Consider the following 19072-nt stretch of genomic DNA (forward strand, 5'->3'; position numbering starts at 1 on the left):
TATGCGCTGCGCTCATCAAATCTTTTACCGCATTTCGAGAAAGTCTCGCTTCCTCGAAATGCGGTATTTATGCAGCAAAACGCATTTTTTAGGAGAAGGGGACACCAAGGGAAAAAGTTTTTTTATTTCTCCTTGCAATTTTCACAAAGTTCGGCTATGATAGGTGTGTAATCGGTTACACAGGAGGGGAGCAACATGCCAACAATTAAAGATGTCGCCAATTTAGCTGGACTTTCCGTGGCGACAGTTTCAAGAGCCATGAATGGGACTGGCTATGTGAGCGAAAAAGCCCGTGAGAAAATCCATCAGGCGATCAATGAACTGAATTATTCCCCCAATGAAGTCGCACGTTCGCTGTATCAGAAAAAGTCAAAATTGATTGGTTTGCTACTTCCTGATATATCCAACCCGTTTTTTCCGCTAGTAGCCAAAGGCGTTGAAGACTTTCTACAAAAAAAAGGCTATCAAGTCATCCTTGGCAACATTCAAGAAGACAATGAGAAAGCCAATGAATATTTACGTGCGTTTGAGCAAAACAATGTGGCGGGGATTCTTTCCGCTGTCGAAAATAAAAATCGTACCCAAAGCAATATTCCGACGGTCGTCTTGGATCGGATCGATCAAGATGTCGAATATGGGGTTTATTCGGATGACCTTCAAGGCGGCGAACTTGCTGCTGAAGCGATCTTAAAAGGTGACCCCAAAAAGGTAGTCGTGATTGCTGGGCCTGAATCTGTCACCCGTGCTCGGGATCGTTTATTGAGTGTTGAATACACATTGAAAAAAGCACAAGTTCCTTATGCACTAGTGAAATCCACATCCTTTCTCTTAGAGGATGCGACCTTGACAGCGAAACAAGTTTTTTTAGAACATCCCACTGTCGATAGTGTGATTGCCCCAAGTGATACCCATGCGATTGCCATCATGCAAGAGGCTTATCATCATGGCGTAAAGATCCCAGAACAACTTCAAGTGATCGGCTATGACGATATTCCCATCAGTAAATTGGTGGTGCCACGCTTGACGACGATCCATCAGCCTGCTTATCAAGTAGGTTACAAAGGAGCAGAAATGCTCTTTGCATTGATCAACGATCAATTTATTGAACAGAAAAAAATCATCCTTCCTGTTCATTTAGAAGAAAGAGAGACAGTAAGAAATGGAGGAACGCCAATTGAATAAGATCATCGTCATTGGTAGTATGGCAACAGATTTTGTAGTCACTACGAAGGTGAAACCCAATCAAGGAGAAACGGTTTTTGGGGAAAAATTTGACACGAATTTTGGCGGCAAAGGAGCAAACCAAGCCATCGCCGCTAGCCGTTTAGGCGCAGAAGTAGCAATGCTAGGCCATGTAGGAACCGATCGTTTCGGAAATGAAATCGTCGAAAACTTAAACGTGAATGGCGTTTCTACGGAGAATGTGGAACCCGTTACACATTTTCCATCTGGTGCCGCGCATATCATTTTGCATGAAAATGACAATAGCATCATTGTCATACCCGGTGCCAATAATGCGCTTGATTTAGCTCGCTTTTCCGAAATAAAAGGAAACATCACAGAGGCTGATTTAGTGATTTTGCAAAACGAGATTCCCCAAGAAGCCAATGAAGCCATCATCGACTGGTGTTGGGAAGCAAAAATCCCTGTTTTATATAATCCAGCACCTGCGAGAAAGCTCAATCCGCGTATGTTATCTAAGGTGGGGTATCTGACCCCTAATGAACATGAGTTTAAGTTACTTTTCCCCAATCAAAAGCTTGCTGACGTTTTAGCAGCCTACCCTAATCGATTGATCGTTACCCTAGGTGCCAAAGGAGCGATTTTCCACAACGGGAAGTCGGAGGTCTTAGTTCCTGCCTTTCCAGTTGCTGCGGTCGATACTACGGGAGCTGGTGATACCTTCAATGGTGCATTAGCAGTAGGGATTTTAGCAGGTGTTCCCTTAGAAAACGCCATTGCCTTTGCCAACTTAGCAGCAGCAATCTCCGTCAAAGGATATGGTGCTCAAGGCGGAATGCCTACATTAAAGGAAATGAAGGAGAGTCCATTGTATGAAGAAGCATGGGGCATTAAATAGTGAGATCGACAAATTATTGGCGGATTTAGGCCACACTGATCAGCTTACGATTGGGGACTTGGGGTTGCCAGTACCCACAGGGGTGAAAAAAATCGATCTGGCATTAAAACTAGGTAGTCCGAGTTTTGAAGAGGTGTTATCGGTAATGCAACAAGAGATGGCAGTCGAGGCGATCGTTTTAGCAGAGGAAATAAAAACGGAGAATGCGGAGCAGTGGCAATTGATTCAAAAAACGTTCCCGAATGTTCCGATTCGTTTTGTTCCACATGAGGCATTCAAAGAAGAAACAAAGGAAAGCAAAGCCATTATTCGAACAGGGGAAGCGACACCCTATTCAAACATTATTTTACAAGCAGCCGTTATCTTCTAAAGAGACAGGAGGAAATCATGTGCAAGTCGAGATGAGCAATATTGAGAAATCCTTTGGGAAGAATCAAGTGTTAAGAGATGTCTCACTAACATTGTACCCTGGAGAAATCCATGCCCTAATGGGAGAAAATGGGGCAGGCAAGTCAACGTTGATGAACATTTTAACTGGGTTACATGCCAAAGATGCAGGGACGATTTTGATCGATGGCAAAGAAACGAACTACGCCGATCCGAAGGAAGCCGAACAAGCCGGTGTGAGCTTTATCCATCAAGAAATGAATAACTGGGAACAGATGACTGTATTGGATAACTTATTCTTGAATCGGGAATTGAAAACCACCTTTGGGCTACTAGATACGAAGAAAATGGCAAGCAAAGCGCAGGCAGTCTTTGAACAATTAGGGATTCAGATCCCCCTTCAAAAAGAAGTGGATGAACTTTCAGTCGGGCAACAGCAAATGATCGAGATCACGAAAGCGCTGATGACTGATGCCAAGGTGTTGATCATGGATGAACCGACTGCTGCCTTGTCGGATAAGGAAATTAATAATTTGTTTCAAATCATTCGTCGCTTGAAAGAAAACGGCGTAGCGATCGTTTATATCTCTCACCGAATGGAGGAGATTTTCAAAATAAGTGACAAGATCACTGTGATGCGGGATGGTCTATCGATCGATACGAAAAAGACGCAGGATACAACGATGGATGAGGTCGTGAAGAAAATGGTCGGTAGAGAGTTAGCTGATTATTATCCAGAAAAACAAGCGCAGATCGGTGAAGTCGTTTTTGAAGTAAAAAATTTAACAGCAGCTTCTAAAGTTTACCAAGGCATCAATTTTCAAGTCAGAGCAGGTGAGATCCTTGGGTTCTCAGGTTTAATGGGTGCTGGACGCACAGAAGTCATGCGAGGAATATTTGGTTTAGATGAAATTGAAAGCGGTACCTTAATCGTCGAAGGGCAAGAAGTGAAAAACTCTTCGCCTTCAAAGGCAATCGCCAATGGCTTTGGCTTTCTAACAGAAAATCGGAAAACGGAAGGCTTGGTCTTAGACTTTTCCCTGACCGATAATATTAGTTTGCCCAGCATTGATAATTTTGTCAAAACAGGCATGGTCGATAGCAAGACTGAAGCCAGTTTCGTTGCGTTAATGATCGAGCGCTTACGCATCAAAACGATGAGTGCCCAGAATTTAGCCAGCGAGCTTTCTGGTGGAAATCAGCAAAAAGTGGTTTTGGCGAAGTGGATCGGTGTCGGACCAAAAGTATTGATTTTAGATGAACCGACACGCGGAGTAGACGTAGGTGCCAAACGAGAGATTTATCAGCTGATGAATGAGTTAGCGGAACGTGGTATTGCGATTTTGATGGTTTCTAGTGATCTACCAGAAGTGCTAGGTGTCAGCGATCGCATCATTGTTTTACACGAAGGAAAAATATCAGGGGAACTCTCTCGGCAAGAAGCCACACAAGAGAAGATCATGACGTATGCGACAGGAGGAAACTAATATGGAAAAAAGTGGTATGAAAACAAAACAACTCTCGGAATCAATTAGTAAATTGGGACCTTTACTCGCTTTGATTGCTCTAGTGGCTGCTGTCACTGCCTTAAATCCAAGCTTTTTATCACCCAGTAATTTGTTGAATCTTTTGCGGCAAGTCGCAGCGAATGGCTTTATTGCATTCGGAATGACCTTTGTCATTTTGACTGGGGGCATTGATTTGTCTGTAGGGTCCACCTTGGCACTTTCCAGTGCCTTGACAGCAGGAATGATGGCCAACGGGGTGTCACCTTTAGTCGCTATTTTGATTGGGTTACTAAGTGGAGCGATCCTTGGTGCGTTGAATGGACTACTGATTTCAAAAGGAAAAATGGCACCGTTTATCGCAACCTTAGCAACGATGACGATCTATCGGGGCGCTACCTTAGTGTACACCAATGGAAATCCAATCACTGGACTAGGTGACAGCTTTCTATTCAGCTTTATTGGTCGTGGGTATCTTTTCGGGATTCCTTTTCCAGTCGTATTGATGTTTCTCGTGTTCTTTCTTTTGTTCTTGTTGCTTCATCGCACCGCCTTCGGACGAAAAACCTATGCCATCGGTGGCAATGAAAAGGCCGCTTTTATTGCTGGGGTGAAAATCGATAAGATAAAACTGATCATTTATTCGATCTCTGGATTGATGGCTTCAATCAGTGGCATGATCATCACTTCTAGGCTGAATTCTGCGCAACCAACAGCAGGGCAAGCCTATGAGATGGATGCGATTGCAGCAGTCGTTTTAGGTGGTACGAGCTTATCTGGTGGAAGAGGCAGAATTTTTGGCACGTTGATCGGGGCATTGATCATTGGTACGTTGAACAATGGTCTAAATCTATTGGGTGTCTCAAGTTTTTATCAACAAATCGTTAAAGGGATCGTGATCGTAATTGCAGTGTTACTGGATCGGAAAAGGAAATAAAAAATAGGAGGATCTATTATGAAAAAAATGTTTTTATTGGCAGCAGGCTTATTGGTACTTTCTGGATGTGGAGCGGCAACATTGGACAACGGTGGCAGTAGTGAGACACAAAGTGAGGAAAAAGCAGCTTCAGAATTGACAGTTGGTGTATCGATCTCCACCCTCAATAACCCGTTTTTTGTTTCCATGCAAGAGGGGATCAATCAATTGGCTGAGGAAAATGACACCGATGTACGCTTTGTTGATGCCCAAGATGATACTGCCAAGCAAAGCAATGATATTGATGATTTGATCCAACAAGGCGTGGATGTGCTTCTGATCAATCCCGTTGATTCTGCTGCTATCGTCCCAGCTGTTGAAGCCGCTAATAATGCCAACATCCCAGTTATTGCCATCGACCGTAGTAGCGATGGAGGAACGCTTTTGACGACGGTTGCCTCCAATAACGAAGAAGGTGGAAAAATGGCAGCAGAATTTATTCTCGAACAATTAGGGGAAAATGCAAAAGTGGTAGAACTTGAAGGTGTCCCTGGTGCTTCTGCAACCAGAGAGCGAGGAAAAGGCTTTGATGATTATGCTAAAGACAAACTGGATGTTGTTGAAAAGCAATCCGCAAACTTCAATCGAGCAGAAGGATTAACGGTTATGGAAAATATCCTCCAAGCCAACAATGACATTCAAGGCGTCTTTGCTCAAAACGATGAAATGGCTTTAGGGGCAGCCGAAGCGATGGGAAACCGAGAAGGCGTGGTGATTGTCGGGTTTGACGGTACTGAAGACGGCCTCAAAGCCATCGAAGAAGGTAGAATGACGGCAACGATCGCTCAAAAACCAGAAGAAATGGGCCGCCTTGCATTGCAGGCAGCGTTTGACCATTTCCAAGGAAAAACAGTCGCTGAACAAATCGATTCACCATTAGAGTTGGTGAAAAAATAGGTAAACGCTCAATGCAGTTCCTACTTTCAACATCGAAAGCCCCTCTTTGGCTGACCATCTAGGTCACCAAAGAGGGGCTTTCTTTAATGTGTGGCATTTCGTTTACTTGTTGCTGGTTAAATCCAATAAGCGGTCTTTCAAGTCTTCTTCTAGATGACCCAATTCCACTTCGGCAGCACGACGTTTTTCTTTTCCTTCTTTTTGGATCCGTAATGTTTCTTGGATCGTTTCCACAAGGTCGTTTTGTGTTTTTTGCAAGGTTTCGATATCGACGATGCCGCGCTCGTTTTCTTTCGCTGTTTCAATAGCAGAAACTTTCAACATTTCTGAGTTTTTCTTCAATAGATCATTGGTGGTCTCAGAAACTTGGCGTTGTGCCGTAACTGCATCTTTTTGACGCAATAAAGTCAAGGCAATGACCACTTGGTTTTTCCATAGTGGGATCGCTGTATTGACAGAAGCTTGGATTTTTTCTGCTAACGCTTGGTTCGTGTTTTGGATTAGGCGAATTTGCGGTGCCTGTTGGATCGTGATTTGACGTGCCAAGCGCAAGTCATGAGTTCGCTTGTCTAAACGATCAAGAAATTGCGTGTAATCGTTGGCGATCTGTACGTCCATTTGATCATTCGTTTCTTCTGCTTTTTTCATGGCTTCAGGAATGATTTTGGTTTGCAATTCTTGCATCTTCAACTCGCCAGCGGCAATGTAGATGTTCAATGCATCAAAGTAATCTTTGTTCTTTTGATACAACTGTTCCAACATCATGTTGTCTTTTAGCAAACCGTCTTTTTCTTTATCCAATTTGACGGCGATCTTGTCGATTTGGGCACCGATTTTTTGGTATTTAGCGGTGATTTCAAAAATGGATTGTTTTACTTTACCAAACATCCGCTTGAATAAGTTGCCTTCCCCTGCACGCAGTTCGTCTGGATTGGCTTCTTGCAAGCGATACATCAACTCCGTCAATGAGTCGCCCACAGGGCCGATATCAGCTGCTTGGACATGGTTCAACATGGATTGGGAAAACTCTCCAAGTTTGGTTTGGGCAGCTGCACCATAGGTGATGACCGCTTGCTGGTCGGTCGCATCGATTTTGCTGGCTAATTCTTGGGCCTGTGCTTGACGCTCTGGCGGTAATTTATCAATCAAACGCGGTGCCGTTTGTTGTTCTTTCAGCTGACTGATTTCCGCTTGTTGAGTGGTGGTCAAAGTGTCGACAGGGGTTGAAAATGGGTTGTTCAATAAATCGTCAAGCGTATCCGTTACGGGTTTTGCTTGATTTGGTGTTTCACTCATAATAACTCCTCCTAATAATTGTCTGCTTTCGAAAAAAATCTAGCCTGGGCTAGATTTTTTTTTAGATTCTTTTCTTGTTGCCAATCAGAATCTATCCCTATTCATTATCTCGTTTTATGCTTTGTTTGGCAATGGATAACTCAACATCCATGTCATCAAGATCGTCTGCTACAAATTGGGAGTAGTCTTTGGCGATCAAGGAAGCCATTTGCTCGATGATTTGGGTGCTTTCCTCGATTTTATCATAGGTCTCACGACTTTTGATCTCATGGCTATTGATTTCAATGAACTTATCGGTCAAATCGACCATGTTGGGCAAGTGTGTATAAAGGAAATGACTTGCCAAAGGCAGTTTGGTCGGGTCTTTCACGAGTTCTTTGAAAAGAGCTTTTGAGGCACGCAAGGCATCGTGACGCAAGTCAATGGCTTTTAACTTGTTATTGCTAGTGATATTTTTTTGGTATTTATCGATTTGGTGTTTCGTCTGATTCATCGTTTCACGGAACAATTCGATCTCACGAGCAGTCATTCCGCTTTTCAAGTAATGGGCTTCTCGTTCTCTCGTTAAAGAAGGCAAAACTTGTGGATCGGCTGCTGGAACTTTACGCCCTCTAATACCGACGTAGACTAAAATCGCACCGACGATTAATAATAGGCTCGCAAATGAATCGCCTACTACGTTAAAAATAATACTGATGAGGACGATCGCACCAACGATCAGCCAGATGTTTTTTTTCATTTTTCCTCCTCCTAAAAATCTCTTGGACAAGTAGATTGGGTTATTCGACATCTTTATTTTAGCATGTTCACTAAAAGAAAAATATCAGACTTGGGGTGGATTTTCCGATTTTTAGTAAATTCATAAGCTTTCTTGCTATTTCTTAAGAAGATATTTTTTCTAAATTATGCTAAAGTGTTTGATAGATAAGACGTATGAGGAAAGTTAGGTGTCGATAGATGTTAGAATTTAAAGATTTTGAAGAAAAAACGATCCAACGGAATGAAATTTTCCATGGCAAGATCATTGATGTGGTCGTTGATGATGTCTCCTTGCCAAATGGCGGGACCAGTAAACGCGAACTAGTCTTTCACCCTGGTGGTGTTGCCGTGATCGCCTTGACAAGTGAGAACAAAATGCTGTTTGTTCGCCAATTCAGAAAACCGTTAGAGCGAGTGATTTTAGAGATACCAGCAGGAAAAATCGATCCAGGAGAAGGCGCTCGTCCAGATTTGACTGGCGCCCGGGAATTAGAAGAAGAGACCGGCTATCGTGCAAAAACGCTGGAGCACGTTTCTTCGATGTACCTTTCACCAGGCTTTGCTAATGAGCTCTTGCACGTCTATTATGCCAAAGAACTGGAAAAAGTGACAAATCCCTTACCGCAAGACGAAGATGAAGTGCTGGAAGTCTATGAATTGACCTTAGAGCAAGCACAAGCCGCTATCGCTGATGGAACGATCTGTGATGCGAAGACCGTGTTTGCGATCCAATTTTGGGAGTTGCTGGACTTGAAACGGAGGAACGGACTTGCCTAAAGAACCATTGATCACCCGCAGTGAGCTTCGACGCAGACGCGAAGAAGAACAAGCAGCAGCTGAACGCAATCAGCAAATCGTAGAAAAGCAAAGCAAGAAGGAATGGAAACAAAAAGAAAAACAAATTGATAACCACTACCGAAAAGTGCGCAAGAAAAACAAAGAAATCACGAAGACCCGTGCCGGTGAGAACCAGAAATCTCGGGATCTGAACCGTTTTTTAATGAAAGCCATTGTGATCGTCACTTTATTGTTAGTCGTCGTTGGTTTAGCGATCTTTTTGTTGTGATTCTTCTAGTACTAAGAAAAAGCCGCCCCTGCATCTTCTGCAAGTGCGGCTTTTTTGTTATTCGGTCGGCTTTTTCAAAATAGCTAAAAACATGGCAGCTGGCTGATTCATGAACAAATGATCCGCTTCATGAAAAACGGTAAAGGAAGTGGCAGTAAACCCAGTCGTCTCTGCCAGTTGATTCAATGCGGAAGGATCGAACCCATTATGAACGAGCGGGTGAGACACGGCGGGATTTTTGAGAAAATCCACTAGATAAAGGGTTCCTCCTGGCTGTAGCAAGGCGTATAGTTTTTCCATCATAGCGGCTGTGTCAGGAATATGCAGCAAGACGAGGGATAGCAGCACAGCGTCTGCTTTTGCTTGTAAGGATTCTTGCAGCAGATCGTGGACAGTTGCAGAAGCATTGGCCAGCTGCAGTTGGTTGATTTTTTTTTCAGAAACCTCGATCATGTTAGGGGCAGTATCCCAGATGGCTAAGTGCTGGACATAAGCTGCTAAGGGCAGACTTACCAGGCCGGTACCGCCGCCGATATCGATCAGAGTGTGGTGCTGGTTGTCTTTAAAATAAGGTTCAAGGGTTTGGGTGACTAATTGTGCTAACGCGATCCGTTCAGGGGTATCGTATTTTGCTGCCATGGCTTTGAAAATTTCAGACATAAGTGCCTCCTTTTATAATGACAAAAAACTGTTCGTTTCGTCAAAACTAGTTTATCATGAAAGGAGAAAAACACGTCAGTAGATACGTGGGAATTTCTGTTATTTTTCATTTTAAAGGATGAAAAATAAACGAGAAGTAGGAGGCAAACACATGAAAATTGGTATTATTGGTGCAATGGAGGAAGAAATCAAGGCGTTGCGGGAACAGTTGATTTCACCGCTTTCTTGGGAACGCGGCGGCGCACTATTTATTTCAGGAAGTATCGGCAATCATGAAGTGATCGTCGTTCGTTCAGGTATCGGCAAAGTTCTGGCATCGATCACCACTAGTTTATTGATCCAACAATACGGGGTCAATATGGTGATCAATACTGGATCAGCTGGTGGGATCGGTGACGGCTTACAAGTAGGGGATTTAGTGATTTCAGATAAAGTGGCCTATTTTGATGTCGATGTGACGGGCTTTGGTTATGAATATGGCCAGCTGCCTGGCGGGATGCCTTTGTATTATGAAGCCAGCCGCTATTTGATCAGTGAGATGACGAAAGCCGCAGAAGCGACCCATCATACCGTGAAAAAGGGACTGATCGTTACCGGTGACAGCTTCATTCATGACCCGCAAAAAGTACAGGAGATTTTAGGACATTTTCCAGATGCCTTGGCTTGTGAGATGGAAGGCGCCGCGATCGCACAGACCGCGCAGCAATTCAATATTCCTTTCTTGATCGTGCGCGCGATCAGCGACACCGCCGACCACGCAGCAACCGTCTCTTTTGATGAGTTTATCTTAGAAGCTGGCAAGCGTTCCGCTGAAATGGTCTTGGCATTCGTTGAAACATTAAAGTAACTTAAAAAACAGGAGAGCCGATCCGTACGAGGAGGAAGGAAGCATGAGAGCATTACTATCCATTGATTATACGTTTGATTTTGTTGCAGATGAGGGACGATTGACCACGGGTGCTGCTGGGCAAGCGATTGAAGCTGCCTTAGTGGCTCGGACGCAAGCCTTTATCGAAGCCGGTGAGTATGTCGTTTTTGCCATTGATCGTCATGAGGAAACAGACAACTATCATCCTGAAAACCGCTTGTTCCCACCCCACAATCTTGCGGGCAGTACGGGGCGACATCTTTACGGCCGTCTAGCACCGCTTTATGAAAACTATCAGGAAGCGCCAAATGTCTATTGGATCGACAAGCGTCATTACTCCGCCTTTAGCGGTACCGACTTAGACATCCGTCTGCGGGAAAGAGGGATTACGGAATTGTACCTGACCGGCGTTTGTACCGACATCTGTGTCTTGCATACAGCAGTGGATGCCTATAATTTAGGCTACCAACTGGTGATCGATGCAGATACCGTTGCCAGCTTTGACGCGGTCGGACATGAATGGGCACTACGCCATTTTGAAAATACCCTAGGCGCGAAAATCATTTCTGCGAAGGAGGAAGCATAAATGGGATGGATGGATCAATTAAAAGCAAATTTCAGTTTCAGTGAACTGACTAGCCTTTATCAAGCGTATCAAAAAGGGGATCTTGATGTAAAGGCGTTGTTGAACAATGACTTCTTACAAAAGTATACGGATTTTCAGAACTTGGATGAGTTTATGGCTAAATTAGGCATCCAGAATGAAAACCAAATCTTCGACTTTCTAAAAGACCGCCCCAATCGGCAAAAAGCCGATCAAGTCGTCAATGAGCATTCCCAGTTTGATTCTGTGATCAGTATGATGAAAAAAGCTTTACAGAAATAAACAACGATAGAAGATGGAGCCTTCGAAAATCAATTGATTTCCGAAGGCTCCTTCTTTATATATTAATTGGTGGGTTATGTAACAAATTGATTTTTATTTGCTACCACATACCCCAATTATTAAGCTGTCTAAAGTTTAGCCGGCTGTTTCGTGTACCCGCTAAAGTATTGATGGCAGCAAGATCAATAATAGATACGTACATTGTCGCCATAGCGGTAACATACATGGTAGCAATTCCCGCTATCCCAATTGGATTTGCACCCAGGAGTAAAAGAAAGACAGAGTCTAAAACGGTGTCATACATCCCTTTTAAAGCCTTTTTCGAAGCTTGATCAATGGTTTCTTGTGTATCGATCATCTTGGAAATTTCTTCCATGAATTTTTCTGGGGAGTTTATGGATTCTAATGAAGATTTTTCTTCAGTGAAATATTTATGAATAGCATCAATAAAAGAGGCTCCATGTTCTAAGGTCTTATATCCCGCAATGGATTTTTTTACGTTAGAGACATGATTTTTAAGGTTATAGATATCTAGATTTGAAAAATAATCTTTGAGACTAGTTACCGTATCATAAGATGATAACGCAAAATTCAAGTACTTGGTTCCCGTAGTGGTTCTAAGAAAGGCATTGTAAGCGTTGGTGTCATTGAAGGTGTAATATTCAGGGTAGTAACGAAGGGGAAGTCTGTCACCCACCAGCCCAGCATTGCGCTCATAATCATGCACATCAAAATAATAAAGCATAAATGTGTGCATAAGTTGATCATTGGTGGGATTGTTCCCGTAAATTCTAGTGGCAAATTGTTTGACTTTAGGAAACTCAAAAGGAACGACCGGCGTAACAGCTGGTAAATTTCTTTCTGAACGCTCCTCTGCTGGCAATAGTGACTGGTACTGTAAATTTTCAAAATCGATACTCGTATTAGCAATGATTTCCAAAGATAAACCGATTTCTACTAGCTCTTCTTCAAGGGCGACCAATAGATTCGCTTTTTCGTAATGGTCATCAGGAACATCTGCAAAATTGCCACTCTCACTGACAGCATATGCCGTGATTGGTGAGAAAAAACCACTCAGTAAAACGACAAGTAACAATATAACTGAATATTTTTGCTTCATTTCAATTCCTCCTCATAATTAAAGTTTGACAACACGTGTTATACAAGTTGAATTTATCATATAAAAATACAAAAATGAATTATTTTATTTAAATTTGATTAATTTGTTTAAAAAATGTAGGATTAGTTATTTCGTCTTAATTTTTGGAGGTATCCCTAAGCAGATAACCTTGCTTGCTAAAAGAGGAGGGAGGGAAGTGAAAAAATTCAAGATATTCGACGATGATACAACTAAAGGAAAATTGTATGCTTTGATTGATTATCTAGTGATCACCTCAGCCCTTTGTTTTAGTGCATATCATTCTTTTCCGCTTACGATTCCTAAGTATTTACATATTCCGGGGACGAACGAGTATATGGTAGGTGGCTTATTTAGCGTATTAATGTCCTACTCTCTTTATAAGACCTATTTGTTGAATGCGCATAAAAACATTCCTAAAGAAAAAAAACATAGTATAGAAATCAGCTTTTTTCTCGGTTTACTCGTCTCTTTTATTTTGCTTTTATTCAGATCAGAAAGCTTAATTAATCATTTGCTTTTTCGAAACCAATTACCTTTGGAACAGATTATGTATCACTTCGATCGATTGTATTTTCTCAATCTACGTATGTTACTGTTCGCTTTGATACGGTGTTTATTCGCTTTTGACTACTATCAAGCCTTTTATTACAAAAAAAGAAAATGCTACATGGGCTATATTTATGTATACAGCTTTTTATTTCTAGTAGGAGGTGCACTCTTCTATATGTGGATCATGTCCATAAACTTTTTATTTCGCAAATAGTGTCTTCGGAGTTTACGTCCATACCTCAGTGCCATAGGAAAAGTTTTTTCAAAAATATACTCAGTTATGAATAGAATAGGGGGCTTTGTATTGGGGAAAACGGATCAAGTGACGTTATACAAGCGAAAAGGAAAAATCTATTCCATCATTGATCATATAATTATGGGGGCTGCAATATTATTTGAAACATATCATAGCTCCCCAATTAGACCTATAATTCGTGGGAGATCAGATATTCGTGGGATTGGGTTGTCGGCTGTGAGCGCAATGGTGTTTTTGCTAGCTTGGGAGACAACTTTAAGTTTGAACCGTCATGAGCTTGTTCCTGAATACAAAAAGCATATCGCTGGAATTGAGCACTTTTTCTTCTTCTTGGTTGGTTTTTTTATCTTGATTTTCACTGCCGATCCCTTGATTGGTTTACTATCGCGAACGATACCGGTAGAGAAAATCACCTACCATCTGGAACGGCTCTACTTTCTTCATTTTTTTATGATGTTCTATGTTTTGTTGCGGTGTGTATTGGCATTCGATTATTATCAAGCCTTTTATTATGAAGATAAAAAATGCAGGATGTATTATGTCTTGCTTTGTTTTTTCGTGGGCGTAGGTGTCATTCGTATTCTTCGTGCAGCTCTTACTTAATTTGTCTCATTTATTCACCCCTTCTAAAAGAATCCATTAGCAAAAGACAAGACTCAGCTGATTAAAAGATTGTCTTTCAATCGAATAAGTTTGTTACAGGATTGCTTTATTTAAATTGTGAGGAGGTTTTTAATGTGTTGAAAAAAAGATATCAACCCCTTGATAGTGATCAGCGAAAAGGAAAAATCTATTCCATCATTGATCATACAATTATGGGGACTGCAATATTACTTGAAGCATATCATAGCTCCCAAATTTGGCCTCGTAGATTATCGATTAGACCTATAAGAACTCTTGGAAATTCAGATATTCGCGCAATTGGGTTGACAGCTGTAACCGCAATGATACTTTTGCTAGCCTGGAATACAACTTCAAGTTTAAACCGTCATGAGCTTGTTCCTGAATACAAAAAGCATATCGCTGGAATTGAGCACGTTTTCTTCTTCTTGGTTGGTTTTTTTATCTTGATTTTCACTGCCGATCCCTTGATTGGTTTACTATCGCGAACGATACCGGTAGAGAAAATCACCTATCATCTGGAACGGCTCTACTTTCTTCATTTTTTTATGATGTTCTATATTTTGTTACGGTGTGTATTGGCATTCGATTATTATCAAGCCTTATATTATGAAGATAGAAAATGCAGGATGTATTATGTCTTGCTTTGTTTTTTCGTGGGCATAGTTATCACTCGTGTTCTTCTAGGGGTTCTTTCGTTAGTTGTCTCGTTCATCTATCACTTCTAAAAAATCCATTAGCAAAAGACAAGCTTTAGGTGATTAAAAGATTGTCTTTCAATCGAATAAGTTTGTTACTGGATTGCTTCATTTAAATTGTGAGGAGGTTTTTAATGTTTTGAAAAAAAGATATCAACCCCTTGATAGTTATCAGCGAAAAGGGAAGATCTATTCCCTTATTGATTATGTTATTCTGGGTGCCGCAATGATTTTTGAAAAATATCATAGCTCCCCAATATGGCCTTTGACAATTCATGGAAAAACGGAATTCGTTGCTGTCGGTTTATCGACGGTGAGCTTTTGTGTGCTTCTTCTAGCTTTTGAGAGAACCTCCAGTTCAAATTGTCATAAATTGGTTCCGAAACACAAAAAACATATCGCCGGCATTGAATTCTTTTTTTTCTTCTTGCCTGGTTTTTTAATCTTAATTTTCACTGCTGATTCTTTGACTAGGAGCATCTCTCGAAAATTACCATTGGAGCAAATTGCGTATCATTTGGAGCGACTCTACTTTCTTCATTTTTTTATGATGTTCTATGTTTTGTTGCGGTGTGTATTGGCTTTCAACTATTATCAAGCCTTTTATTACGAAGATAAAAAATGCAAGATGTTCTATGTCTTGGTTTGTTTTTTTGTAGGCATAGGTATCATTCGTGTTCTTCTGGGGGTTCTTTCGTTAGTTGTCTCGTTCATCTATCACTTCTAAAAAATCCATAGCAAAAAGACAAACCCTAGCTTGATATGGTTTGTCTTTTTCTTACGCTATTGTTTACCAGATCTGCACACGATCTTCTGGTGCACGATACATAGGGTCACCAGGTTTGATATCAAAGGTTGTATAGAATTCATCGATATTTTGGACTTGGATATTGGCACGTAGTTTCGCTGGTCCGTGGACATCGATCGACAGTAAGAGCTGTTGGTATTGTTCTTTGGCTTTTGTACGCCAGATCTTTGCCCAATTGGTGAAGAAGTCTGCTAAAGAAACATCGCTTTCTTTTTGCGCTGCTTCTAGCGCACAGCTTAGTCCGCCTGCATCGGCGATGTTTTCAGAAACAGTCAACGTTCCATTTACGGTACCGCCGGCAAAGGGCAGGCCATCAAACTCGTCGATCATCGCTTGAGCTAAGCGTTCAAAGTGGGCCAAATCTTCTTCTGTCCACCAATTGTTTAAATTACCATATTCATCAAATTTTGCCCCGTTGTTGTCAAAGGCGTGGGAGATCTCATGAGCAATGACCGCGCCGATCCCCCCATAATTTGCGCTGGTGGATTGCTCCAAACTATAAAAGGGCGCTTGTAAGATTGCCGCTGGGAAAACGATCACGTTTTTAAATGGGTGATAGTAGGCATTCACGGTAGCGGCGGACATTTCCCATTCCTCGCGATCCACGGGCTGCTGCCATTTTTTGAAGGCATCTTCTCGGAACAAACGATTGAAATGCAGGGCATTTGCCAGCAGACTTTTCTCTTCATCGGTATGCAATTGGTCATAAATGGCAGGAACTTGATCAGGGTACCCGACATGGATGCCTAAACGATTCAATTTGATGATCGCTTTTTGGCGAGTTTCTTCACTTAACCACGTGTTGTTGCGCAAACGATCTTGGTAGACAGCAATCATTGTTTCCACCATGTGTTTGACGTCTTTTTTCGCCGTTTCCCCAAAGTACTTGCGTCCATAATAATCACCGATCACTTGACTAAAATGACCCATCGTTAAGTAATAAGCCGCTTTTTGTTGGGGAGCCGCTTCATCGATCCCTGATAAGTAGCGACTGTAGGTTCCGCCTAACTGACGCAATTCTTCACTCAGATAGCTAGTATAGCGCAAGCTTTGGTTGACGATCATCCAGCCTTTCAAGAGTTCAAAATGGCTATCAGAAACAATAATGTCAAAGGCTTCAAAGTAAGCGGGTTCCGTTACGATCAGCTCTTCTGGTGTACCTGGTAAAAGGGCTGTCAAGAGTTGTCTAAAATCGATCTTGCTGGCTTGCTTTGCAAATTCTTCCAAGGAGCGAGGATTGTAATTTTTGCTATAATCCGCACTTTCTTCCGCACTGCGCACATGAGGGGCGATCAATTTATCAAAAGCGATCGCTTGCTCTACCAACGATTCCGCTTCTGCTTGGTCTTTTCCATAAGCAACTAAAACGTTGACGGCCATCTCAAAGTAGACTTGCAGCATTTCGCTTGCTTGGGGATTTTCTGTGTAATAGGTTTTATCCGGCAAAATAGTAGCAGGCGGATAGACAGACAAAGTATTCATTTGCGCATTTTTCATGTCTGCATCGACATCTAGTTGGAAAGGCAAGGCAATGCCATCTAAAACGAAACTTGCCAGTTGCTGATTCAATTCCTCATAAGAACGCAACGCTTCGATTTTTGCTAATAGTGCATTTGCTTCAGTAGCGCCAGCTGCCTCTCGTTGGGCAAAATCGCTGGCTAAGCGGTAAAAAGCCACAGCATCCTTCATGCGGCCTTTTGGCGTAGCATGGGGATCGTGTGCCATATTTTCAAATTCTGCGATCATTAAGGAATCGATTCCGTCAACGAGATCTTGGAATCCACCCGTAGCGGGTTTATCAGCTGGAATAACAGCGGTCTCCAGCCACTCGCCATTTACATAGTCATAAAAATCATCTTTTAACAAGGTTGTCATGTCTTTCGCTCCTCTCGCTTTCTACTATTATGAAACAAAATCTGTAAGGACGCAAAGAAAAGTTTTCTAGACGAAAAAGGGTTTTGATCCAAGTAGGAGGAGAATCTAAGGTATAATAAGAAAAAAGGCAGGTGAACGAGATGGAACAAGTAGAGTGGAAAGGGATCGCCGAAGAGCGGTTTCGTCCGTATAAGCAGTGGGTCACTCCTTCAGGGTATTTATGCGGCACCTATGCGGCAGCCGTCTTTTTGGCCTACTATCAAGATTACATCGATGAAACGATCATCCCGAAAGCGTTTCGTAGAAAAAAACAGCGAGATCTGACAGTAGTGACGGAAATGCTGCGGGTGCTGATTCAGCCTCATGGGTTGCCGACGATCGCTTGGCAAGTCAGTCATGGATTGACTCGGTTTTTCGATCAATTCCAATTGCCTTACCGCGGACGTGCGACTGTTGTTGGCGGCTGGCATCGAGCGTGCAAACGAATCGATGAAGGCAAACCGGTGATCATCGGTATTTTGAAGCCTTTAGGCAGCACGTATGGCAATCATTGGGTCGTGGCTTACGCCTACGCTGAAACCGCCAGCGGAGAACGCTATTTTAAAGTTCATGACAACTGGGGCAACTACAAAAAAGTGATTCCCGCCAGTTGGGTAAACGGTACCGTCACACTTCCTTGAACGAGACGGTTAAAAAAACAGTCACTTTGTGCTAGAATAGAAGAAAACAACCACATTCATTGGAGGCAATCATGGGCGAAAGTTATAAAGATAGTTCGTTGAAAATTTTTAGTTTAAATGGAAATTTACCATTAGCAGAAAACATTGCGAAAGTTTTCGGTACAGAACTAGGGAAGTCAAAAGTGACACAGTTTAGTGATGGAGAGATTGCCATCAATATTGAAGAAAGTGTGCGGGGCGACCATATTTATATCATTCAATCAACGAATGAACCCGTCAATGATCACTATTTAGAGCTGCTGATCATGATCGATGCCATGAAACGGGCTAGTGCGAAGACCATCAATGTCGTTTTGCCTTATTACGCATATGCACGGCAAGACCGAACGGCCAATCCGCATGAGCCGATCACTGCAAAATTGATTGCCAATATGCTGGTGGAAGCAGGGGCTTCTCGAATCTTGACGCTTGATTTGCATGCCGTCCAAGTTCAAGGATTTTTCGACATCCCAGTAGATAATCTCTTTACGATCCCATTGTTTGCCCATTACTATCGCGAACAAAAAATGACGGGTGACGACTATGTCGTGGTTTCACCAAAAAACAGCGGTGTCCAACGGACCCGTAGTTTGGCAGAATACTTAGATACAGCGATCGCGATCGTCGATCAAGATGAAGCCGATGGCGGCTATGTGATTGGTGATGTCGTTGGGAAAAAATGTATTTTGGTTGATGACATTTTAAATACCGGCCATACATTGGCAAAAGCGGCAGACTTGTTGAAGGAAGCTGGTGCCAGCGAAGTGTATGCTTGTGTCTCTCACGCCTTGCTTTCACCGCCTGCTAAAGAAATTTTGGATCAATCAGCGATTGAAAGTATTTGTGTCACCGATTCTTGCTGGACCAGCGAAGAACGCCATCCAGAAAAACTGCACTACATTTCTTGTGCCGAATTGATGGGGGAAGCCGTTCTCCGCATTCACGAAAATACACCAATGAGTCCATTGTTCCGCCTGGAAAGCAAAGAGTATAAATAAAAATATGAAAAGCACCCGCTATCCTTA

Annotated in this window: 21 protein-coding genes; 16 read left to right on the top strand and 5 right to left on the bottom strand. The window is 42.3% G+C overall.

The annotated features are described in order from the left end of the window. Positions 1-195 precede the first annotated feature (195 nt). From ACI3E5_RS02455 to ACI3E5_RS02480, 6 genes are read left to right on the top strand one after another with little or no spacing between them, the layout of a single operon-like run. A complete protein-coding gene (locus ACI3E5_RS02455) occupies positions 196-1182 on the top strand; it encodes a LacI family DNA-binding transcriptional regulator (protein WP_060792557.1) in 987 nt (328 codons plus the stop codon). Beyond that, the gene (gene rbsK / locus ACI3E5_RS02460) at positions 1175-2080 is read left to right on the top strand and encodes a ribokinase (protein WP_034857599.1); all 906 of its coding nucleotides are present in this window, start codon (positions 1175-1177) and stop codon (positions 2078-2080) included. The genes ACI3E5_RS02455 and rbsK overlap by 8 nt, the downstream gene beginning before the upstream one ends. Then, complete coding sequence (gene rbsD, locus ACI3E5_RS02465; RefSeq protein WP_060792556.1) at positions 2055-2450, top strand: D-ribose pyranase; 396 nt, start codon at positions 2055-2057, stop codon at positions 2448-2450. The genes rbsK and rbsD overlap by 26 nt, the downstream gene beginning before the upstream one ends. Positions 2451-2469: 19 nt before the next feature. After that, on the top strand, positions 2470-3954 hold the full coding sequence (locus ACI3E5_RS02470) for a sugar ABC transporter ATP-binding protein (RefSeq protein WP_060792555.1): 1485 nt from the start codon (positions 2470-2472) through the stop codon (positions 3952-3954). Position 3955: 1 nt separating this feature from the next. Next, complete coding sequence (locus ACI3E5_RS02475) at positions 3956-4909, top strand: ABC transporter permease (protein ID WP_086337773.1); 954 nt, start codon at positions 3956-3958, stop codon at positions 4907-4909. An 18-nt stretch (positions 4910-4927) separates the two neighbouring features. Then, a complete protein-coding gene (locus ACI3E5_RS02480; protein WP_016609995.1) occupies positions 4928-5845 on the top strand; it encodes a D-ribose ABC transporter substrate-binding protein in 918 nt (305 codons plus the stop codon). Between the two features lie 102 nt (positions 5846-5947). Here ACI3E5_RS02480 and ACI3E5_RS02485 read toward each other — a convergent pair whose 3' ends face one another. Both ACI3E5_RS02485 and ACI3E5_RS02490 read right to left on the bottom strand, forming a co-directional pair. After that, positions 5948-7141, bottom strand: a complete 1194-nt coding sequence (locus ACI3E5_RS02485; protein ID WP_060792554.1) for a toxic anion resistance protein — start codon at positions 7139-7141, stop codon at positions 5948-5950. Positions 7142-7238: 97 nt separating this feature from the next. Then, positions 7239-7880 (bottom strand): 5-bromo-4-chloroindolyl phosphate hydrolysis family protein, encoded by a 642-nt coding sequence (locus ACI3E5_RS02490; RefSeq protein WP_498820751.1) that lies wholly within the window; start codon positions 7878-7880, stop codon positions 7239-7241. 218 nt (positions 7881-8098) lie between these two features. Here ACI3E5_RS02490 and ACI3E5_RS02495 point away from each other — a divergent pair, with 218 nt between their 5' ends. Beyond that, positions 8099-8677 carry an NUDIX hydrolase gene (locus ACI3E5_RS02495; RefSeq protein WP_060792553.1) on the top strand — a complete coding sequence of 193 codons (579 nt, stop codon included), beginning with the start codon at positions 8099-8101 and terminating at the stop codon, positions 8675-8677. Further along, positions 8670-8966: a cell wall synthase accessory phosphoprotein MacP gene (gene macP, locus ACI3E5_RS02500; protein ID WP_005227820.1), complete on the top strand. Its 297-nt coding sequence runs from the start codon at positions 8670-8672 to the stop codon at positions 8964-8966. The genes ACI3E5_RS02495 and macP overlap by 8 nt, the downstream gene beginning before the upstream one ends. A gap of 57 nt (positions 8967-9023) precedes the next feature. Here macP and ACI3E5_RS02505 read toward each other — a convergent pair whose 3' ends face one another. Next, positions 9024-9626, bottom strand: coding sequence for a class I SAM-dependent methyltransferase (locus tag ACI3E5_RS02505; protein WP_060792552.1), 603 nt, complete (start codon positions 9624-9626; stop codon positions 9024-9026). A 151-nt stretch (positions 9627-9777) separates the two neighbouring features. Here ACI3E5_RS02505 and ACI3E5_RS02510 point away from each other — a divergent pair, with 151 nt between their 5' ends. The 3 genes from ACI3E5_RS02510 to ACI3E5_RS02520 are packed head-to-tail and all read left to right on the top strand — an operon-like array spanning position 9778 to position 11380. After that, positions 9778-10473 (top strand): 5'-methylthioadenosine/adenosylhomocysteine nucleosidase, encoded by a 696-nt coding sequence (locus tag ACI3E5_RS02510; protein WP_060792551.1) that lies wholly within the window; start codon positions 9778-9780, stop codon positions 10471-10473. 43 nt (positions 10474-10516) lie between these two features. Next, positions 10517-11080 (top strand): cysteine hydrolase family protein, encoded by a 564-nt coding sequence (locus tag ACI3E5_RS02515; RefSeq protein WP_005227824.1) that lies wholly within the window; start codon positions 10517-10519, stop codon positions 11078-11080. After that, complete coding sequence (locus ACI3E5_RS02520; protein ID WP_005227832.1) at positions 11081-11380, top strand: hypothetical protein; 300 nt, start codon at positions 11081-11083, stop codon at positions 11378-11380. A 100-nt stretch (positions 11381-11480) separates the two neighbouring features. Here the strand turns inward: ACI3E5_RS02520 and ACI3E5_RS02525 are convergent, their stop codons facing one another. Then, positions 11481-12500 carry a hypothetical protein gene (locus tag ACI3E5_RS02525; protein WP_060792550.1) on the bottom strand — a complete coding sequence of 340 codons (1020 nt, stop codon included), beginning with the start codon at positions 12498-12500 and terminating at the stop codon, positions 11481-11483. 874 nt (positions 12501-13374) lie between these two features. Here ACI3E5_RS02525 and ACI3E5_RS02530 point away from each other — a divergent pair. The 3 genes from ACI3E5_RS02530 to ACI3E5_RS02540 all read left to right on the top strand — a co-directional run bounded on the left by ACI3E5_RS02530 (position 13375) and on the right by ACI3E5_RS02540 (position 15372). Continuing rightward, a complete protein-coding gene (locus tag ACI3E5_RS02530) occupies positions 13375-13929 on the top strand; it encodes a hypothetical protein (RefSeq protein WP_228077330.1) in 555 nt (184 codons plus the stop codon). Between the two features lie 134 nt (positions 13930-14063). Continuing rightward, positions 14064-14675 (top strand): hypothetical protein, encoded by a 612-nt coding sequence (locus ACI3E5_RS02535; protein WP_231435893.1) that lies wholly within the window; start codon positions 14064-14066, stop codon positions 14673-14675. A gap of 109 nt (positions 14676-14784) precedes the next feature. After that, entirely contained in the window at positions 14785-15372 is a 588-nt protein-coding gene (locus ACI3E5_RS02540) for a hypothetical protein (RefSeq protein ID WP_060791574.1), read from the top strand. A gap of 63 nt (positions 15373-15435) precedes the next feature. On the opposite strand, the gene ACI3E5_RS02545 is transcribed toward ACI3E5_RS02540, so the two are convergent. Further along, entirely contained in the window at positions 15436-17328 is a 1893-nt protein-coding gene (locus ACI3E5_RS02545; RefSeq protein ID WP_142973907.1) for a M13 family metallopeptidase, read from the bottom strand. Positions 17329-17468: 140 nt separating this feature from the next. Between ACI3E5_RS02545 and ACI3E5_RS02550 the strand changes: the two genes are divergently transcribed. Together ACI3E5_RS02550 and ACI3E5_RS02555 are read left to right on the top strand one after the other, a co-directional pair. Then, on the top strand, positions 17469-18008 hold the full coding sequence (locus ACI3E5_RS02550; protein WP_005233534.1) for a C39 family peptidase: 540 nt from the start codon (positions 17469-17471) through the stop codon (positions 18006-18008). A gap of 71 nt (positions 18009-18079) precedes the next feature. Beyond that, positions 18080-19045, top strand: coding sequence for a ribose-phosphate diphosphokinase (locus ACI3E5_RS02555; RefSeq protein WP_060791572.1), 966 nt, complete (start codon positions 18080-18082; stop codon positions 19043-19045). Positions 19046-19072: the final 27 nt, after the last annotated feature.

The sequence above is a fragment of the Candidatus Enterococcus avicola genome (genome assembly GCF_047470845.1).
GTDB classification, from domain to species: domain Bacteria; phylum Bacillota; class Bacilli; order Lactobacillales; family Enterococcaceae; genus Enterococcus_D; species Enterococcus_D casseliflavus.

Coding starts and splice junctions, on each gene's coding strand:
- ACI3E5_RS02515 (WP_005227824.1), top strand. CDS start 10,517: ATGAGAGCATTACTATCCATTGATTATACGTTTGATTTTGTTGCAGAT.
- ACI3E5_RS02485 (WP_060792554.1), bottom strand. CDS start 7,141: ATGAGTGAAACACCAAATCAAGCAAAACCCGTAACGGATACGCTTGAC.
- ACI3E5_RS02510 (WP_060792551.1), top strand. CDS start 9,778: ATGAAAATTGGTATTATTGGTGCAATGGAGGAAGAAATCAAGGCGTTG.
- ACI3E5_RS02555 (WP_060791572.1), top strand. CDS start 18,080: ATGGGCGAAAGTTATAAAGATAGTTCGTTGAAAATTTTTAGTTTAAAT.
- ACI3E5_RS02490 (WP_498820751.1), bottom strand. CDS start 7,880: ATGAAAAAAAACATCTGGCTGATCGTTGGTGCGATCGTCCTCATCAGT.
- rbsD (WP_060792556.1), top strand. CDS start 2,055: ATGAAGAAGCATGGGGCATTAAATAGTGAGATCGACAAATTATTGGCG.
- ACI3E5_RS02505 (WP_060792552.1), bottom strand. CDS start 9,626: ATGTCTGAAATTTTCAAAGCCATGGCAGCAAAATACGATACCCCTGAA.
- ACI3E5_RS02480 (WP_016609995.1), top strand. CDS start 4,928: ATGAAAAAAATGTTTTTATTGGCAGCAGGCTTATTGGTACTTTCTGGA.
- ACI3E5_RS02475 (WP_086337773.1), top strand. CDS start 3,956: ATGGAAAAAAGTGGTATGAAAACAAAACAACTCTCGGAATCAATTAGT.
- ACI3E5_RS02550 (WP_005233534.1), top strand. CDS start 17,469: ATGGAACAAGTAGAGTGGAAAGGGATCGCCGAAGAGCGGTTTCGTCCG.
- ACI3E5_RS02455 (WP_060792557.1), top strand. CDS start 196: ATGCCAACAATTAAAGATGTCGCCAATTTAGCTGGACTTTCCGTGGCG.
- ACI3E5_RS02495 (WP_060792553.1), top strand. CDS start 8,099: ATGTTAGAATTTAAAGATTTTGAAGAAAAAACGATCCAACGGAATGAA.
- ACI3E5_RS02520 (WP_005227832.1), top strand. CDS start 11,081: ATGGGATGGATGGATCAATTAAAAGCAAATTTCAGTTTCAGTGAACTG.
- ACI3E5_RS02545 (WP_142973907.1), bottom strand. CDS start 17,328: ATGACAACCTTGTTAAAAGATGATTTTTATGACTATGTAAATGGCGAG.
- ACI3E5_RS02525 (WP_060792550.1), bottom strand. CDS start 12,500: ATGAAGCAAAAATATTCAGTTATATTGTTACTTGTCGTTTTACTGAGT.